Raw genomic sequence first — 15,582 nt, 5'->3', positions numbered from 1 at the left:
CGCCGCACCGGAGCATGTGGCAAAAAAATTATGAATGGAAGGGTGACGAATGAAGAAATTTGGTTTTTTGTTGTTATTATTTGTCTTCATGTGGGCGGTTCCGGGTTATGGACATGCGGCTTCGAGTGGAACACAAATCTATCTCGACGATCAACAGTTAAGTGTCCCTAGTGGTGCTAAGGCACAAGTAATTGGCGGAAGTACGATGGTTCCGCTGCGCGTAATTTCTGAAAATTTGGGATATGACGTGACATGGAAGCAGCAGGCGCGAACCATAACGATTGAGAAGGACAGTACCTCGATCCGAATGATAATCGGAAGTAAGACGGCGACTGTCAATGGAAGCGACATTAGTCTGGATGCTTCGCCTCTGCTGCGTTCCAATTATGCCCTTGTACCGCTTCGTTTTATCGGCGAGCAAATGGGACTGGACGTAAAATGGGACAGCAGCTCCAAGTCCGTAAAATTATATACCCGCAGTAGTGGGTCTGGAAACGGGGAATTTACACCTCCCAAGTCCGGAAATAACAGTACAGGTACAGGAAGTGTAACTGCGCCAACCAATAATGCGAGTTCAGGTGTGACACAGGTGCAGGGAGTCAGTTTCAGCCAAAACCGCTTAACGATCACAACAGCGAGTGCCGTCAAGCCGAAAGCGTTTACGATGACAGGCCCTGATCGGGTAGTGGTAGATTTGCCAGCGACTGCGTTTGCAGACAATTTCGGAGATCAGCAGAAGCTGGATAGCAACTTAAATGGTTCGTTGGACATTGAGAATGAAGCGGATGTGTCCGGTATCCGATATGCTTTATTCCAAAAGGAACCATCAACGGTGCGCGTTGTTATTGATTTGAAACATGCCATGAATTATACCGCATATAATGATGGATCGAATCGTGTTATCGTCGATCTGGCTTCCAAGGATTCAGTGAATACAACGCCAGATGCAACGTTACCGGATGGGTCACAGCCTGATGACACACAGACATCCCCGGTTAACAGCAATGGTAAAAAGGTCGTTGTTATTGATGCTGGACATGGAGCAAAAGATTCCGGGGCAGTTGGTATTTCGAGAAAAAATTATGAAAAGACCTTCAACCTGGCGATGGCCCTGAAAGTAGAAAGCATATTAAAACAAAACCCCAAACTTGAGGTTGTGTTAACACGTAGCGATGATACATTTTTGGAGCTTAAACAGCGCGTAAAAGTGGCTGAAAATCTTAAAGCCAACGTGTTTGTGTCCATTCATGCTAACAGTAGCGGTAGCTCAGCTTCCAACGGCACAGAGACGTATTACCAGCGTAGTGCAAGCAAAGCGTTCGCCAACGTTATGCATAAGTACTTTGCTCCTGCGACGGGTCTGACAGACCGAGGCATTCGTTATGGGAATTTCCATGTAATTCGGGAAACGACGATGCCAGCTGTTTTGCTTGAAGTAGGATATCTGAGTAATGCAAAAGAGGAAGCAACACTGTTTGATGAAGATTTTCAAAACCGGGTAGCTCAAGGGATTGCAGATGGAATCACAGAGTATCTCGACGTAAAATAAATCTTCAACAAATCGCTTGCCAACGTCAAGTAAGGAGGGGGACAGACATATGAACAAAAAAATCGTAATTGCAGGTCTGCTGGCACTGTTTGCCATTGCAGGTGCAGGGTGTGCCTCTAAGCAAACATCGGCTCCTGCGACTCCATCTCAGGAAACACAAACTTCAGCTGCACAAAATAGTACACCCGAACAGACGACCCCTGATCCATCAGCTCAGTCTGCTGAAAATAATGGAGCGAGTCAAACACCTGCATCTCCGTCGACGGAGCCTACAAAGACCAAGACAGACACGGAAAAGTCAGGAGATCGTCAAACACAGCAGATCACGGTGTACTACACGGATACACAAGAGAACGGCTTAAAAGAACAGAAAAAGGAAATTACCTATCCAAGCGAGCTGGAAAAATTCCAAAAAGCGTTTGAAGCTCTACAAAAGAGCGGTGATTCTGCTCTGGTTCCATTGTGGTCCGAGAAAATTACCGTGCATAAGATCAAATTGGATAACGGTGCATTGACCTTTGATATTTCCCTGCCGGATGAGGCTCGATTGGGAGCTGGCGGTGAGGAATTGGCTATCGATGCCTTGAAGCAAACGATGTTCCAATTCAAGGAAGTCAAAACGCTGGATTTGCTCGTAGATGGTCAATCTCTAGAGTCCTTAATGGGACATGTAGATTTGGAGCATCCTATGAGCCGTTAATCAATTAGACTGTATGAAAATTTCTTGGGAATTTACACACTTTTCACGTGCAATCTGTGACAGATAATGATAATATAGGAGTGTATTTCTCGCCTATGCAGGCAGTCATGCACAAATAGTATTCGTTTCTTTCCGGATGATTATTTAGAGTGACCGTCTTGATGCGGGCTATCCCGTATCAAGACGTTTTTTTTGCTAGGAGGTAGGATTTCCGTGAATGCAGCAACCGCACGTCATATATTGGACACCATCGGTACGATGTTTCCGGATGCCCATTGTGAGCTGAACCATGACAATGCTTTTGAATTAACGATTGCCGTGTTATTGTCTGCTCAATGCTCCGATCAGATGGTCAATAAAGTAACGGCAGACCTGTTTCAAAAATACAAGTCACCTGAGGATTATTTGGCAGTTCCTCTTGAGGAACTGGAGCAGGATATTCGTAGAATCGGCTTGTACCGAAACAAGGCCAAGCATATTCATAACCTCTGCCGAATTTTAATAGACCAGTACGGGGGAGAGATACCTTCGGAGCATGATCAGCTGGTCAAGCTACCTGGTGTTGGCCGCAAGACGGCTAATGTCGTAGTATCTACTGCCTTTGATGTACCAGCTATTGCGGTAGATACGCATGTAGAGCGCGTTTCCAAACGGCTCGGCTTTGCAGGGTGGGATGATTCAGTGCTTGAGGTGGAAAAAAAGCTGATGAAAAGGGTACCTAGGGATGAATGGTCTGTGACCCATCACCGACTCATTTTTTTTGGACGCTACCATTGCAAAGCTCAAAACCCTCAATGTCAGGTATGTCCATTGCTTGATGTGTGCAGGGAAGGCAAGAAACGTATGAAAACGTCTCTTATCAGAAAAGATAAGAAACGTAGAGCTTAAAGACCCGAATGACCTATAAAGGTAATAGAGGGTTTAACCATTTATGTGTAGAAAAGGATGAAGAGTAATGAAGTGCATTTCGGTATATACAGACAATTTTGAGGCGTTCTCCGATATTTTTGAGCAAATTGTAACAACAGAGTTTGCTGAAAACGAAGAGCGCGAGCTAGAGGGAATCACAGTTAGTCATTCTGGTGATGTACCCGAGCATTACTTGGAGCGTATGTCACAAAAGCCAGAAGTGGTTGTAATGAAGGATAAATCCCGTGGGATTACGATTTTACAGCATGGTCAAGTATTTGAAATTTTGCTGCCAGTGCTTGAGACTGCAGCTAATTAAGTGCAATTTGCGGACGACATGCGTTGCATGTTCCGGTGTAGGCGGCTCGGCTGGTCTAACCAGCCTGTAGGCGCATATTAACACAAACCTTGAAGAACGTCATAAAACGCTGGATATGGACGATTTCACATGTTTATATATGAAATCTTCAATTACATTTTCAGAGGAGTTTCTTAAATGAGCATTTATGATTATTCAGCCATTGCGATGAACGGTAAGGAAATTGTCCTTAGTGATTATAAAGATAAAGTAGTGTTGATTGTAAATACGGCCAGCCAGTGCGGATTTACATTTCAATATCAGGATTTGCAGCGTCTATATGATCAATTTAAGGATAGAGACTTGGTGATTCTCGGTTTTCCATGCAATCAATTTGCCGATCAAGAGCCGGATTCCAATGAAAGTGTGCAAACATTTTGTACTCTGAATTATGGTGTCGCGTTCCCTATGTTTCAAAAGGTGAATGTACGTGATGAGCAGGCTCACCCGTTGTTTACATATCTTGCTTCGTCGTTGCCCTTTGAGGGCTTTGATGAAACGCATTCGGTTGCCAAAATACTTATTCCTTTAATTCATGAGCGTCATCCTGAGTACTTACCAGGAGATTCGATCAAATGGAATTTCACGAAATTCCTGATTGATCGGAACGGGAAAGTGATCAAACGATTTGAAGCAACGACTGACCCTCTGGATATGGAAGAATATATTGAAGCATTACTGTAATGATCTGTTTTGGATATTATTAATAAACTTATGGTTTCCATTTACAAGAACAGCGTTCCCGAAAGCCAGGTACAGGCAGGGAGCGCTTTTTTAGTTTTTTTAATGTGATGATTCTCACAGTGGCTTAGGAATGCTACAATATAGCTATTTGGTGCAGATAAGACAAGGAGTGAAACCGTAGCTTATGATGCAAACGATTACAGGAGATGCGGAAAAGTGGTTGAGTACGATAGAACAAATACAGGATACCTTGCGTAAAGCGGGGGATGAAACGGGAGCGAAGGCAGTAGGGGATTTGCTGGAAAAAGCGCATGCACAAGAGCTGACCATTGCCTTTTGCGGACACTTTTCAGCAGGTAAATCGAGCTTGATTAACAGCCTGTGCGGTAAAACCGTGCTGCCATCTGGACCGGTACCTACGAGTGCTAATGTAGTGTCCATCCGTCATGGACGTTCGAGAGCGCTTATTCATCCAGCCCGATCGGCAGAAAACCCGGAGCCGGAAATCGTGGAAGCTTCCCTATCTGAGCTTGCTGAGTATTGTAAAAATGGTGGGGCCTATGAATCCGTTGAAGTATGGGAGGATATCCCGATATTATCTGGCGGAGGAGTGCTGCTGGATACCCCCGGCGTAGATTCCACAGACCACGGACACGCGATGGCGACGCATTCAGCTTTACATTGGGCTGATATTGTTTTTTATGTGATGGACTACAATCATGTCCAATCTGAAAATAATTTGTCCTTTGCCAAAAGTTTGTCGGATTGGGGCAAGCCGTTATATTTGATCATCAATCAAATCGATAAGCACCGAGAGCGGGAGCTATCATTTTCACGTTATCGTAATGAGGTGGAAAGCAGCTTTCATGCCTGGCAGGTACATTACACGGACATCCTGTTTACTTCTTTGAAGGAGCAAAATCACCCCTGGAACCAGTGGGAACAGTTGACGTGCTTAATTCCGAAACTGCTGGAGCGCAAAGCTGAGTTTTTGGCTTATAGTTTAGTGTCCTCTATGCACCATTTGGTAGATCAGCATGTGGAGACAGTGCAGGCTGCTGAAGAAGAGGAACTGAACGTACTGCTCAAAGAAGCAGGTGGAGAAGAAGCCATTTTGCGCCTGGACATAGAGCAGAAAACCTTGCAGCAAGAAGATGAACACTGGATGATGCTTCCAGAACAGGAGCATAAACGGCTGCGTCAAGAGCTGGATCATCTATTAGAACACGCTCACCTCACGCCTGCGGAGCTACGTGAAGCGGCTGGCGAATATTTAGAGAGCCGTAAGCCGGGCTTTAAAACAGGGTTATGGTTTGCCGGAGGCAAGACAGAGCGAGAAAAGGAGCGCCGTTTGGATCGGCTGGCAGAGATGCTGGCTGATCAGGTGGAGGGACAGCTGTTGCCTCATGTGCGTGAGTTACTGAGGTCATGGGGAGAAGGCCAAGGTTTGTGGACCGCTGCGATGGAGCAGGAGCTGGATGACATCCGCCCTGTAATGGATCGGCAACTGGTAGAGCAGACAGTAAAGGAAAATGCTTTGTCTCCTGAGTACACGTTGAACTATTGCAAGGACCTACGCGCTGCGGTGACCGCTGATTGCCGCCGTAAGGCGTTGGCGCTGGTAGACCGCCTGCTGGCCCAGCTTGCGGCTCGGGTCAACTCCCACCGCGAGGCTCTCGCGGATGCGCGCACAGCGTTGCTGGCGCAGGCGGACGCGGCGAGCCGCTACAGCACTCGCGTGCAAGCCTCAGCTTCGCACGCCGACCTGCTGCGTAGCTTGCTGCCGCAGGCTTCCGCGCCTGGCGGGTTGCCCCGGGTGGGCACGCCTGCTCCTGCGGCTGAGACCGCCGCTGCTGCCCCGACAGATACGGCATCAACAGGTGCCGTGCGTCCAGACATTGCTGGCTCGCGCAACGGATCGGTGCGGTCACAAGCAAGCACGACGACAGCGCGGTCTGCCGCCGGGGGCCGCCGTACGCGACTGGATGCAGCAGCGACACGATTGAAGGCCGCCGCTGCATTAATAAGCCCGTACCCTGCCATGCAGGCGGCTGTTCGGGATTTACATGCGCGAGCTGCTGCACTGGAGGGCGGGCGCTTTACATTGGCGCTATTCGGAGCGTTCAGCGCCGGGAAGTCCAGCTTTGCCAACGCTTTGTTGGGCGAAGCGGTGTTGCCCGTATCGCCGCATCCGACGACAGCGGCGATTAACCGCATTATGGCGCCTACAAGTCATGAGCGCCATGCCACGGCTGACGTCCACATGAAATCAGTGGACGCATTACGGGAAGATCTTAAATACTCTTTTCGGTTATTAGGATTGGGAGAGCCAGCGTCCGTGGGCTGGCAAGAAGCCGTAAATGCGTTATCACCGGAAGGCATTCATCCTGCGGGAAGGCCTCATTACAGCTTTTTGAAGGCTGCTGCGGCTGGATGGAAAGAAGCTGAAAGCTGGCTAGGGCAACAGCTTCAGGTGAATTTAGAACAGTATCGGGATTTTGTCGCATCCGAGCGTAAATCATGCTTCGTAGAGCATATAGACCTTTACTATGATTGCGCTTTGACTCGTCAAGGCATCGTGCTAGTAGATACGCCAGGTGCCGATTCTGTGAATGCGCGGCACACGGGCGTAACTTTCAATTATATGAAGCATGCAGATGCCCTTGTATTTGTGACATATTATAATCATGCGTTTACACAAGGGGACCGACAGTTCTTGAATCAATTGGGCCGAGTCAAAGAGACATTGGCGCTGGATCAGACATTTTTTATTGTCAACGCATCTGATTTGGCTTCTTCTGAAGAAGAATTACATTCTGTGACTCAGCATGTACAGGAACAACTTCAAGCGAACGGAATCCGCAAGCCGCGTATTTATCCGCTTTCCAGCATGCTGGCGTTGGAAGCAGCCGAGCGGGGAGAGGTTTCGCTGCGTTCAGTTTCACGGTTTGATGCGTTTGAAGATGATTTTTCGGCATTTGCAGCCGAAGAGCTGGCAGGTTTGTCCATTGCAGCTGCTATGCAGGAGCTGGGACGGCTGCGGAACCGAATAGAACAACATGCTGCTGATGCTCGGTACAGCGCTGAAGAGCGAGAGATCCGAATAGAGCAATTAAATCGAATCCGTAGGGAGCTGGAGGAAGTGCTCCTTGGTTCGACTGGTAGCAATGGTGGATCTGTGTTGTCGGACGAAACCGATGAACTGCTGTATCATGTACGTCAAAGGTTAGCCTACCGAACGGGTGAATTTATGGCAGAAGCGTTTCATCCATCTGTTCTGCGTGAAGGAGTAGGTGATCTTCGTTCGGCTTTTGCATCTTGTGGTCGTGAACTGATGCGATTGATCGAACTGGAGCTGTCTCAGGAATTGCTAGCAACCACACTCAGACTGGAAAAAACCGGGCAAGCTTTAGTGCGTAAGGCTATCCAACAGTGCGTAGATCACATGAACCATCAGTTGAATGGATTAGATTGTACAGTTCCTGAATTCAGAGAATGGGCTGTTCCCGAACTGATGGATATTTCCTTGCAGGAGTCCATTCAGTGGAAGGATTATTGGAATAGCTTTAAAAATCCAAAGCTATTTTTTGAAGGGACGGGGCGTGCGAATTTACAAACTAGACTGGAGCCCATATTACGCCAGCTAATCGGGGAAGCTGTGGATCTGCAGCGAGAACGATTGTCTTCTTTTTACGTTGCTATGATGCAAGAGGAACAAACGTGGCAGAAAGCACAGCTACGAGAGCAAATGCTGGAGACTACTCGTGGCATGGAGCATGCACTTAAGGGCGGTGAGGAGCCACAAGTTTGGGAAGAGCTTGCTGGTCAGCTCGCGAATTTAGAGTCCATATAAATATATGTTCACGATTGCTTTAAGGTCAGGACACCGGGTTGTGGGACAATCCGGTGTTTTAAGCATACTTCAAAAAAGAAAGGAAAACTGAGGAAATAGCCATATTCAATGATAAGAAAGCGATTTAATTTGTCTAATCACCTACCAATTGGGAACCTGCCTGAAAACGGCCCGTTATCCTCTTTGCCGCCTTGGAACACGGATGGTAAACTTCACTAAGCCATATAACAACGTCGTGCAACTAATGGAGGGACTTGACATGGAAGTGCTCAGGCAACTGCAAGTTTTTTTTCGAGAGAGGAGACATTATCTATTTCTTTCCATTCTATGCCTTGCGATAGCGACGGCCTTGGGACTGGTGTATCCGAACCTGCTCCAACGGCTCATTGATAACGCTATCATTCCCGGTGAGTTTGAGAAAGTTCCAGTTCTGGCTCTGACTGTACTGGGAGTCGTGATCATCAAAGGGTTTATGCAATTTTTACATGGTTTTTTTGGTGGACGGCTAGGTAACTACTTGGCGTATCGACTTCGCAATGCCTGTTACGAAAAGCTGCAATTTCTATCCTTCAGATATTATGACACTGCCAAAACGGGGGATCTTATGTCCCGTCTGACGGGGGATTTGGAGGCGATCCGCAACTTTATCGGGTTTGGTTTTGCCCAGCTCCTCAATGTGCTACTGATGGTCGTATTCGGCTCTATCATGATGCTGTATATTAATTGGCAGCTCACCCTCTTTACGATGATCAGCATGCCATTGCTACTCTTCGTCACATTCAAATTTGAATCACGGATTCATCCCACCTTTCAGGAAATGCGAATTGCTCTCAGCGCCCTGACAACAGCGGTACAAGAAAATATTACAGGTGTGCGAACCGTTAAATCTTTTGCTCGCGAATCCTATGAAGTTGAAAAATTCTCCGTACGTAATGAGCAGTACAAGAGCAACCAGATTCAGGCTGCTTCCTTATGGAGTCGATTTTTCCCCGCGATGGAACTGATTGCCTCGGTCAGTGTGGTTCTTCTCCTGGGGATGGGTGGATATCTAGTTATACAGAAGTCAATGACCTTGGGGCAACTCGTCGCCTTCTTTAGCTTAATTTGGTATATTATCGGTCCCATCTGGAGCATTGGCTTTCATATCAATAACTATACGCAGTCCAAAGCTTCCGGTGAAAGGGTTTTGGAGTTGCTAAACCAGTCTGTAGATGTAACTGATGAAGCTAATGCACTTACACTCAACGCCGATCAGGTGAAGGGACATGTGACGTTTGAACATGTTACCTTTGCTTACGGAAATAAGCTACCTGCTGTTGTTGACATCAATCTGGATGCGCCACCGGGATCGGTCATTGGGATTTTAGGAGGAACAGGGTCCGGGAAGTCGACCATAATTCAACTACTCATGCGAGCCTATAATGTGAATGCAGGCAGCATCAAACTGGATGGTACGGATATACGTCATTTGAAAATTCGTGATTTACGTGCTCAAATTTCTTCCGTGTTTCAGGAGACGTTTCTGTTCTCGTCCTCCATACGCAACAATATTGCATATGGATTAAGTCATGTCAGTATGGATGACATCATACGCGTTTCCAAGCTGGCTCAGGCGCATGAATTCATCACTGAATTACCGCTGGGCTACGACACTGTCGTCGGTGAACGTGGATTGGGACTGTCCGGAGGGCAGAAACAACGGATTGCCATCGCACGCGCACTACTCAAAAATCCAAAAATTCTGGTTCTGGATGATGCTACCAGTGCGGTCGACATGGAGACGGAGCATGAAATTCAGTCCGGTTTTCAAGAGGTTATGCGTGGACGCACAACATTTATTATAGCTCATCGAATCTCCTCGCTTCGTCATGCCAATGAAATTGTGGTGCTTGAGGAAGGACGAATCGTCCAACGTGGAACACATGAACAGCTCATTGCTACTCCAGGTCCATACCAAGATGTGTATCATATTCAATACGCCGATTACATAGCGGAGGCTCCAGACGGTGTATCCGAAGGGCAGGTGAGACCATGAATATTCCAGTAGAAAAAGCCAAACCGTTAAAGAAGCCGACCAATGAGCGCTTTGTCTATCAAGATGATGAGGTTATTGATAAACCGTTTAACTGGGCGGAATTCAAACGTTTGCTAGCATACATGAAACCTTATGCCCGTCAGATTCTACCGATTCTTCTGGTCATGATGATTCTAGGCACGATTACTAAGCTGACGGTTCCATATTTGATCAGTCTGGCTATTGACAAGGCCATTGCTCCTGCATCGCCTGCACTACCTAGCGTAAAGTTATTGTTGCTCATCACGGGTGCCGTGCTCTTGTTATATTTAATCCAATGGGCAGCCAGCACGTACCGTATTAAATTCACCAATATTATTGGTCAGCGGGTTATTTACGATTTGCGTGAAGATTTGTTCAAGCATATTCAGAAGCTTTCCTTCAACTTTTTTGATAAAAGACCAGCAGGTTCTGTATTAGTACGTGTAACGAATGACATTAACTCGCTACAGGATTTATTTACGAATGGTGCAGTGAACGTCCTGATTGACTGCGTACAGCTTTTCGGAATTATTGTCATTTTGCTGCTTATTAACTGGAAGCTCGGTTTGGCAGTGATTGTGACTGTTCCGATCATGTTTTTGATTTCGACCAAGCTGCGAGTACGCATCCGTCGCGCCTGGCAAGAAGTACGTATGAAGAACTCGCGTATCAATTCTCATTTGAATGAATCTATTCAGGGAATTCGTGTGACACAAGCGTATACGCAGGAGCAGGAAAACATGGCTTATTTCGACGATATGAACAGCTCCAGTAAAAAATCGTGGGATAAGGCTTCTGCCATGAATCAGGTCTTTGGCCCACTTATTGATATTACCGGAGGATTAGGTACGCTTGTGCTGTTCTGGTTTGGAGCGCATTTAATTCAGACAGATCAGCTGACGGTGGGATTGCTGGTTGCATTTGCTAACTATGTAGGGAACTTTTGGGAGCCGATTAATCGGCTAGGTCAAATGTATAATCAGCTACTGGTTGCGATGGCTTCGTCAGAAAGAATTTTTGAATTCATGGATGAACAGCCGAATATTGCAAACAAACCAGGAGCAAAAGCCTTGCCGCCTATTCGGGGTGATATTCAATTTGATAAAGTTATTTTTGAATATGAAAAGGGACGTCAGGCGCTTAAAGGTATTAATCTTTCTGTCAAGGCAGGTCAATCTATAGCGCTTGTAGGTCATACTGGATCAGGTAAAAGTACAATTATTAATTTGCTCAGCCGTTTTTATGACATTACGTCAGGGCGACTTACTATTGACGGTTATGATGTGCGAGATGTCACAGTGGAGAGCTTACGCAGCCAGATTAGCATCGTGCTTCAGGATACATTTATTTTTTCGGGAACGATACGCGATAATATCCGATTTGGCCGTTTGGATGCAACGGATGAGGAGATTGAAGCGGCTGCGAAGGCGGTCAATGCTCATGAATTTATTGTTCATTTGCCAGCTGGCTATGAAACAGAGGTAGAGGAGCGTGGGGGGATGCTGTCCATGGGTCAGCGCCAGCTTTTATCCTTTGCCCGTGCCTTACTGGCTAATCCGCGAATTCTTATTCTGGATGAGGCCACAGCCAGCATTGATACGGAAACGGAGTTGAAAATTCAGGAGGCCCTTCAGGTTCTATTGGAAGGCAGAACTTCTTTTATGGTCGCTCACCGTTTGTCCACCATCCGGAATGCTGATCATATCGTTGTACTGGACCATGGGGAGATCCAAGAAAGTGGTAATCATGAACAATTGATGAAAAAACATGGAATATATCGGGGGCTGGTGGAAGCACAGTTCAGATTTTTGTAAAAAAAAGATCAAAAAATCGCGTTTTTTGTAAATTAAAATGCCGAGCACTATTGCATTCTTGGAGCTAAACCCTGAAAATAAAGATGAAAAGAGATCAGAGCAATATCGTCAGAGGGGGAAGAGTTCAAGATGTGGGGTGCTCCTTTTTCTGCCAAGGCTAAGAAGATGCTACTGCTGGGTAGCGGCGAATTGGGAAAAGAAGTCATTATTGAAGCTCAGCGGCTTGGCGTGGAATGTATTGCTGTAGATCGCTATGAGCTGGCTCCAGCAATGCAGGTGGCCCATCGCTCTCACTGTCTGGATATGCAGGATGCTGAGGCGTTGAAGGCACTAATTCGCAAGGAACAGCCCGACATAATTGTACCTGAAATCGAAGCTATTGCTACGGGTGCTTTGGAAGAATTAGAGCAAGAGGGATTTCACGTAGTACCAACGGCACGGGCCGCTCGTCTTACGATGGACCGTGAGGGTATCCGCAGGTTGGCTGCCGAGAAATTACAGCTTCCGACTGCTGCCTACCGTTTTGCAGATCATTTTGAGCAGTTACGGTCGGCGGTTCAAGAGCTGGGCACGCCATGCGTGGTCAAACCCTTAATGAGTTCGTCGGGTAAAGGGCAGTCTGTATGCCGGACACTCGAAGACGCAGAATCCTGCTGGAATACGGCGCTGGAAGGCGCACGTGCCAAAACGACACGTGTCATTGTTGAAGCTTTTGTCCCGTTTGAGAGCGAAATCACCTTATTGACCGTCAGATCGGAATCAGGCACGACTTTTTGCCCACCGATTGGCCACATTCAAAAAGATGGGGATTATGTCGAATCCTGGCAGCCTCATGGCATGACGGACAAGCAGCTTTCGGAGGCGCAGGACATTGCCCGTACGATTACGGATGAACTGGGTGGTTACGGATTGTTTGGCGTAGAGCTGTTTTTAACGGCTGATAGCGTCATATTCAGTGAAGTATCCCCGCGTCCGCATGATACAGGTATGGTGACCATGATTACGCAGGATTTGTCTGAATTTGCGCTTCATGTACGGGCAATTCTCGGATTCCCGGTGCCATCCGTCACGCTGCTTACACCAGGAGCTTCAGCTACCTTAAAGGCAGAAGTGGCTACGCGCGATTTCGCAATAAGCGGTCTGCATGATGCACTATTGCTACCCCGGACACAGGTGCGAGTGTTCGGGAAGCCTGAAACCAAGCCGGGACGCCGGATGGCTGTAGCGCTTAGCGCTGCAGAAGATGTGGAAACAGCACGGAAGACAGCCAAAGAAGCTGCCAATATGCTGAAAGTGGAGGTAAATCATGTCTAACAGTGTGATGATTCCAGTACTGACAATTCGTTCCGTAGAGCTTGGCGATTGTGAAGCCGTAACTGGACTACTCAGAGAAGTCGGATACCCGATGACTTGTGGTGTTATGAAAGAAGTTATGGGAACAGCGCAGGAGGACAGTCAAGCGAATATGATGGTTGCAGAAATGGATGGTCGTGTAGTCGGAGTAATCGGCATGCATACGGCTCAAAGCCTGGCCTATCCTGATCCTGCTGTACAAATCACCATGCTGGTCGTGAGCGGGGAGTATCGCGGCGAAGGCATTGGCAAGCGGTTGGTTGCTTGTGGTGAGGAGTGGGGGCGTGCGCAAGGATGCTATCATTTATTCATTACTGGAGCGAATAACCGCATCAAACAAGTAGAGGCCCGTGCTTTCTACAACCGAATCGGCTTTGAGAAGCAAGGCTACCGTTTCAGCAAAAAGCTTAGATAATCAGCTTGCAACAAACAATCTAATACTTAAAGCCTCACTATTTTTAACTTCGTCCTGTTCGCCATTGCCGAGCAGGACTATTTTTTTTCCAACTTTTATACCATTGATGATGCTATAAAACATGATATACTGCTAGAGTAAAGATTACAAAGTTGTAACCTGAGACGTTCACACCAAGGCACTTATACAACAAGGAGATGACGAAATGAAGAATATGTTGAAAAAAACACTAGTGATGGGAAGCCTAAGCGCCATTTTATCCGCAGGATTCATCGTTCCGGCATCAGCTTCACCAGCTGACGATTTATCTGCTCAATTACAACAGTGGTTTCAAAATAACGGATACACAGTCAATATGTCCAACGGGACGACGACAATAACAAAGACGGTCATTAAGGATTATTCTGAAAAGGACAAGGCTAAAACAAAAACAGCAAATCCTTCTTCTGACAAGCAAACGACGAATCAGGGTAACCAAAAGGCTTCAAAGTCTGTTAACAAGCAACAGACCCAAACACAAAACACCAACTCAGGTGCAGGTCAGTCTACAGATTCTAATGCACAACTCAGCAAGTCTCAATTTGCAGCTGAGGTTGTAAAGCTTGTAAACAATGAGCGCAGTCAAAAAGGTCTGAAGCCCCTCACATCTAATGCGAAGCTTACAGAAGTAGCCTTAGCGAAGGCGAAGGACATGAGCACGAACAATTACTTTTCCCATACATCTCCGACTTACGGTTCACCCTTTGATATGATGAAAAAATTCGGTGTAACTTATACGTATGCGGGTGAGAATATTGCAATGGGACAAAAAACACCACAAGAAGTGATGAAGGCCTGGATGAACAGCCAGGGACATCGTGAAAATATTTTGAAGGCAGAATATACACAAATCGGTGTGGCTTACTACAATGGATATTGGGTACAAGAGTTCACACGTAACTAAGTTGATAGAGAAAACGTTCTAAACGTCATTTCTGTTTATAAAAAGATAGTGACGTACGTAATTTAGAGACCCGCTGACAACGTTCAGCGGGTCTTTTTATGTCGCTCATGTCATTTCAGGCATAAACCATTGCTCTATACCAGAAAAGACATAAGGGACGTGCTTATAGTATGATGACAGTAAGCTGAATGGATAACAGACTACTTTTGGAAAGCTAGGTGAACAAATGAGCTACGAAATCGTGCATGAAGGTGCTTTTGCTATGCTTAAGGTGCAGTTGAACCCCGGAGAAACCATTAAAGCAGAAATGGGAGCGATGGTTTCCATGTCTTCCAGTGTAGATATAAAGGGGACGGTAGACGGTGGGCTGTTACGTGGTTTAGGCAGAATGCTGAGCGGAGAAAAATTCTTTTTTCAAGAGCTGAGAGCAGCCCGGGGACCCGCTGAAGTACTGCTAGCCCCCGCAAGCATAGGTGATGTACAAGCAGTGGAACTGGATGGCACGTACAGGCTGTTGGTCCAGAAGGACGGTTTTTTGGCCTGTACGGAAGGGATTGAGGTTAGTACCAAAATGCAAAACCTGATGAAAGGTTTATTCTCCGGTGAAGGTTTTTTTATTGTAGAAATCAGTGGCCGCGGCACAGTATTCCTATCCTCGTATGGAGCCATTCACCCCATTTATATCGCGCCAGGAGAGGAGCGTATAATTGATAATGCTCATCTAGTGGCATGGCCGGATTATATGGATTATAGAATTGAAAAGGCATCTAAAGGCTGGTTGTCCAGCGTAACGAGTGGGGAAGCTCTTGTATGTCGTTTTCGCGGTGAAGGAACGGTACTGATTCAAAGCCGAAATCCGGGTAGTTTTGGACAATGGATTAGAAGTTTCATCCCTGATAGCAAATAGTTTCTTTCGTCTGACTGCTGATGATAAGAAGGGTTATTCGC

12 protein-coding genes are annotated in these 15,582 nt (G+C 46.6%); all 12 read left to right on the top strand.

Going from position 1 to position 15,582, the window contains the following annotated elements:
- The first annotated feature begins 49 nt into the window (after nucleotides 1-49).
- The 12 genes from HFE01_RS07755 (at nucleotide 50) to HFE01_RS07700 (ending at nucleotide 15,541) form a co-directional block, all read left to right on the top strand.
- The gene (locus HFE01_RS07755) at nucleotides 50-1,549 is read left to right on the top strand and encodes an N-acetylmuramoyl-L-alanine amidase family protein (protein ID WP_017427585.1); all 1,500 of its coding nucleotides are present in this window, start codon (nucleotides 50-52) and stop codon (nucleotides 1,547-1,549) included.
- 49 nt (nucleotides 1,550-1,598) lie between these two features.
- The gene (locus HFE01_RS07750; RefSeq protein ID WP_025365091.1) at nucleotides 1,599-2,249 is read left to right on the top strand and encodes a GerMN domain-containing protein; all 651 of its coding nucleotides are present in this window, start codon (nucleotides 1,599-1,601) and stop codon (nucleotides 2,247-2,249) included.
- Between the two features lie 213 nt (nucleotides 2,250-2,462).
- Nucleotides 2,463-3,137, top strand: a complete 675-nt coding sequence (gene nth, locus HFE01_RS07745; protein WP_025365090.1) for an endonuclease III — start codon at nucleotides 2,463-2,465, stop codon at nucleotides 3,135-3,137.
- Nucleotides 3,138-3,204: 67 nt separating this feature from the next.
- Nucleotides 3,205-3,477, top strand: a complete 273-nt coding sequence (locus HFE01_RS07740; protein ID WP_013310628.1) for a hypothetical protein — start codon at nucleotides 3,205-3,207, stop codon at nucleotides 3,475-3,477.
- 177 nt (nucleotides 3,478-3,654) lie between these two features.
- A complete protein-coding gene (locus HFE01_RS07735; RefSeq protein WP_167437962.1) occupies nucleotides 3,655-4,200 on the top strand; it encodes a glutathione peroxidase in 546 nt (181 codons plus the stop codon).
- 184 nt (nucleotides 4,201-4,384) lie between these two features.
- Nucleotides 4,385-8,053: a dynamin family protein gene (locus HFE01_RS07730; RefSeq protein WP_167437963.1), complete on the top strand. Its 3,669-nt coding sequence runs from the start codon at nucleotides 4,385-4,387 to the stop codon at nucleotides 8,051-8,053.
- A gap of 259 nt (nucleotides 8,054-8,312) precedes the next feature.
- A complete protein-coding gene (locus HFE01_RS07725; protein WP_117289612.1) occupies nucleotides 8,313-10,088 on the top strand; it encodes an ABC transporter ATP-binding protein in 1,776 nt (591 codons plus the stop codon).
- Entirely contained in the window at nucleotides 10,085-11,923 is a 1,839-nt protein-coding gene (locus tag HFE01_RS07720) for an ABC transporter ATP-binding protein (RefSeq protein ID WP_019687816.1), read from the top strand. The genes HFE01_RS07725 and HFE01_RS07720 overlap by 4 nt, the downstream gene beginning before the upstream one ends.
- 129 nt (nucleotides 11,924-12,052) lie before the next feature.
- The gene (gene purT, locus HFE01_RS07715) at nucleotides 12,053-13,237 is read left to right on the top strand and encodes a formate-dependent phosphoribosylglycinamide formyltransferase (protein ID WP_019687815.1); all 1,185 of its coding nucleotides are present in this window, start codon (nucleotides 12,053-12,055) and stop codon (nucleotides 13,235-13,237) included.
- Entirely contained in the window at nucleotides 13,230-13,691 is a 462-nt protein-coding gene (locus HFE01_RS07710) for a GNAT family N-acetyltransferase (protein ID WP_016822130.1), read from the top strand. Before purT ends, HFE01_RS07710 begins: the two co-directional genes overlap by 8 nt.
- A 205-nt stretch (nucleotides 13,692-13,896) precedes the next feature.
- A complete protein-coding gene (locus tag HFE01_RS07705) occupies nucleotides 13,897-14,634 on the top strand; it encodes a CAP domain-containing protein (protein ID WP_167437964.1) in 738 nt (245 codons plus the stop codon).
- Nucleotides 14,635-14,860: 226 nt separating this feature from the next.
- A complete protein-coding gene (locus HFE01_RS07700; RefSeq protein ID WP_016822128.1) occupies nucleotides 14,861-15,541 on the top strand; it encodes a TIGR00266 family protein in 681 nt (226 codons plus the stop codon).
- The last annotated feature ends 41 nt before the right edge of the window (nucleotides 15,542-15,582 follow it).

It is taken from the genome of Paenibacillus sp. EKM10P (genome assembly GCF_011800655.1).
Lineage (GTDB): Bacteria > Bacillota > Bacilli > Paenibacillales > Paenibacillaceae > Paenibacillus > Paenibacillus polymyxa.
This window is presented reverse-complemented; position numbering and strand designations above follow the sequence as displayed.

What these genes read in the sequence shown, in the direction of transcription:
- HFE01_RS07720 (WP_019687816.1), top strand. Translation starts at nt 10,085, where the DNA reads ATGAATATTCCAGTAGAAAAAGCCAAACCGTTAAAGAAGCCGACCAAT.
- HFE01_RS07735 (WP_167437962.1), top strand. Translation starts at nt 3,655, where the DNA reads ATGAGCATTTATGATTATTCAGCCATTGCGATGAACGGTAAGGAAATT.
- HFE01_RS07755 (WP_017427585.1), top strand. Translation starts at nt 50, where the DNA reads ATGAAGAAATTTGGTTTTTTGTTGTTATTATTTGTCTTCATGTGGGCG.
- HFE01_RS07725 (WP_117289612.1), top strand. Translation starts at nt 8,313, where the DNA reads ATGGAAGTGCTCAGGCAACTGCAAGTTTTTTTTCGAGAGAGGAGACAT.
- HFE01_RS07750 (WP_025365091.1), top strand. Translation starts at nt 1,599, where the DNA reads ATGAACAAAAAAATCGTAATTGCAGGTCTGCTGGCACTGTTTGCCATT.
- HFE01_RS07730 (WP_167437963.1), top strand. Translation starts at nt 4,385, where the DNA reads ATGATGCAAACGATTACAGGAGATGCGGAAAAGTGGTTGAGTACGATA.
- HFE01_RS07700 (WP_016822128.1), top strand. Translation starts at nt 14,861, where the DNA reads ATGAGCTACGAAATCGTGCATGAAGGTGCTTTTGCTATGCTTAAGGTG.
- HFE01_RS07740 (WP_013310628.1), top strand. Translation starts at nt 3,205, where the DNA reads ATGAAGTGCATTTCGGTATATACAGACAATTTTGAGGCGTTCTCCGAT.
- HFE01_RS07705 (WP_167437964.1), top strand. Translation starts at nt 13,897, where the DNA reads ATGAAGAATATGTTGAAAAAAACACTAGTGATGGGAAGCCTAAGCGCC.
- purT (WP_019687815.1), top strand. Translation starts at nt 12,053, where the DNA reads ATGTGGGGTGCTCCTTTTTCTGCCAAGGCTAAGAAGATGCTACTGCTG.
- HFE01_RS07710 (WP_016822130.1), top strand. Translation starts at nt 13,230, where the DNA reads ATGTCTAACAGTGTGATGATTCCAGTACTGACAATTCGTTCCGTAGAG.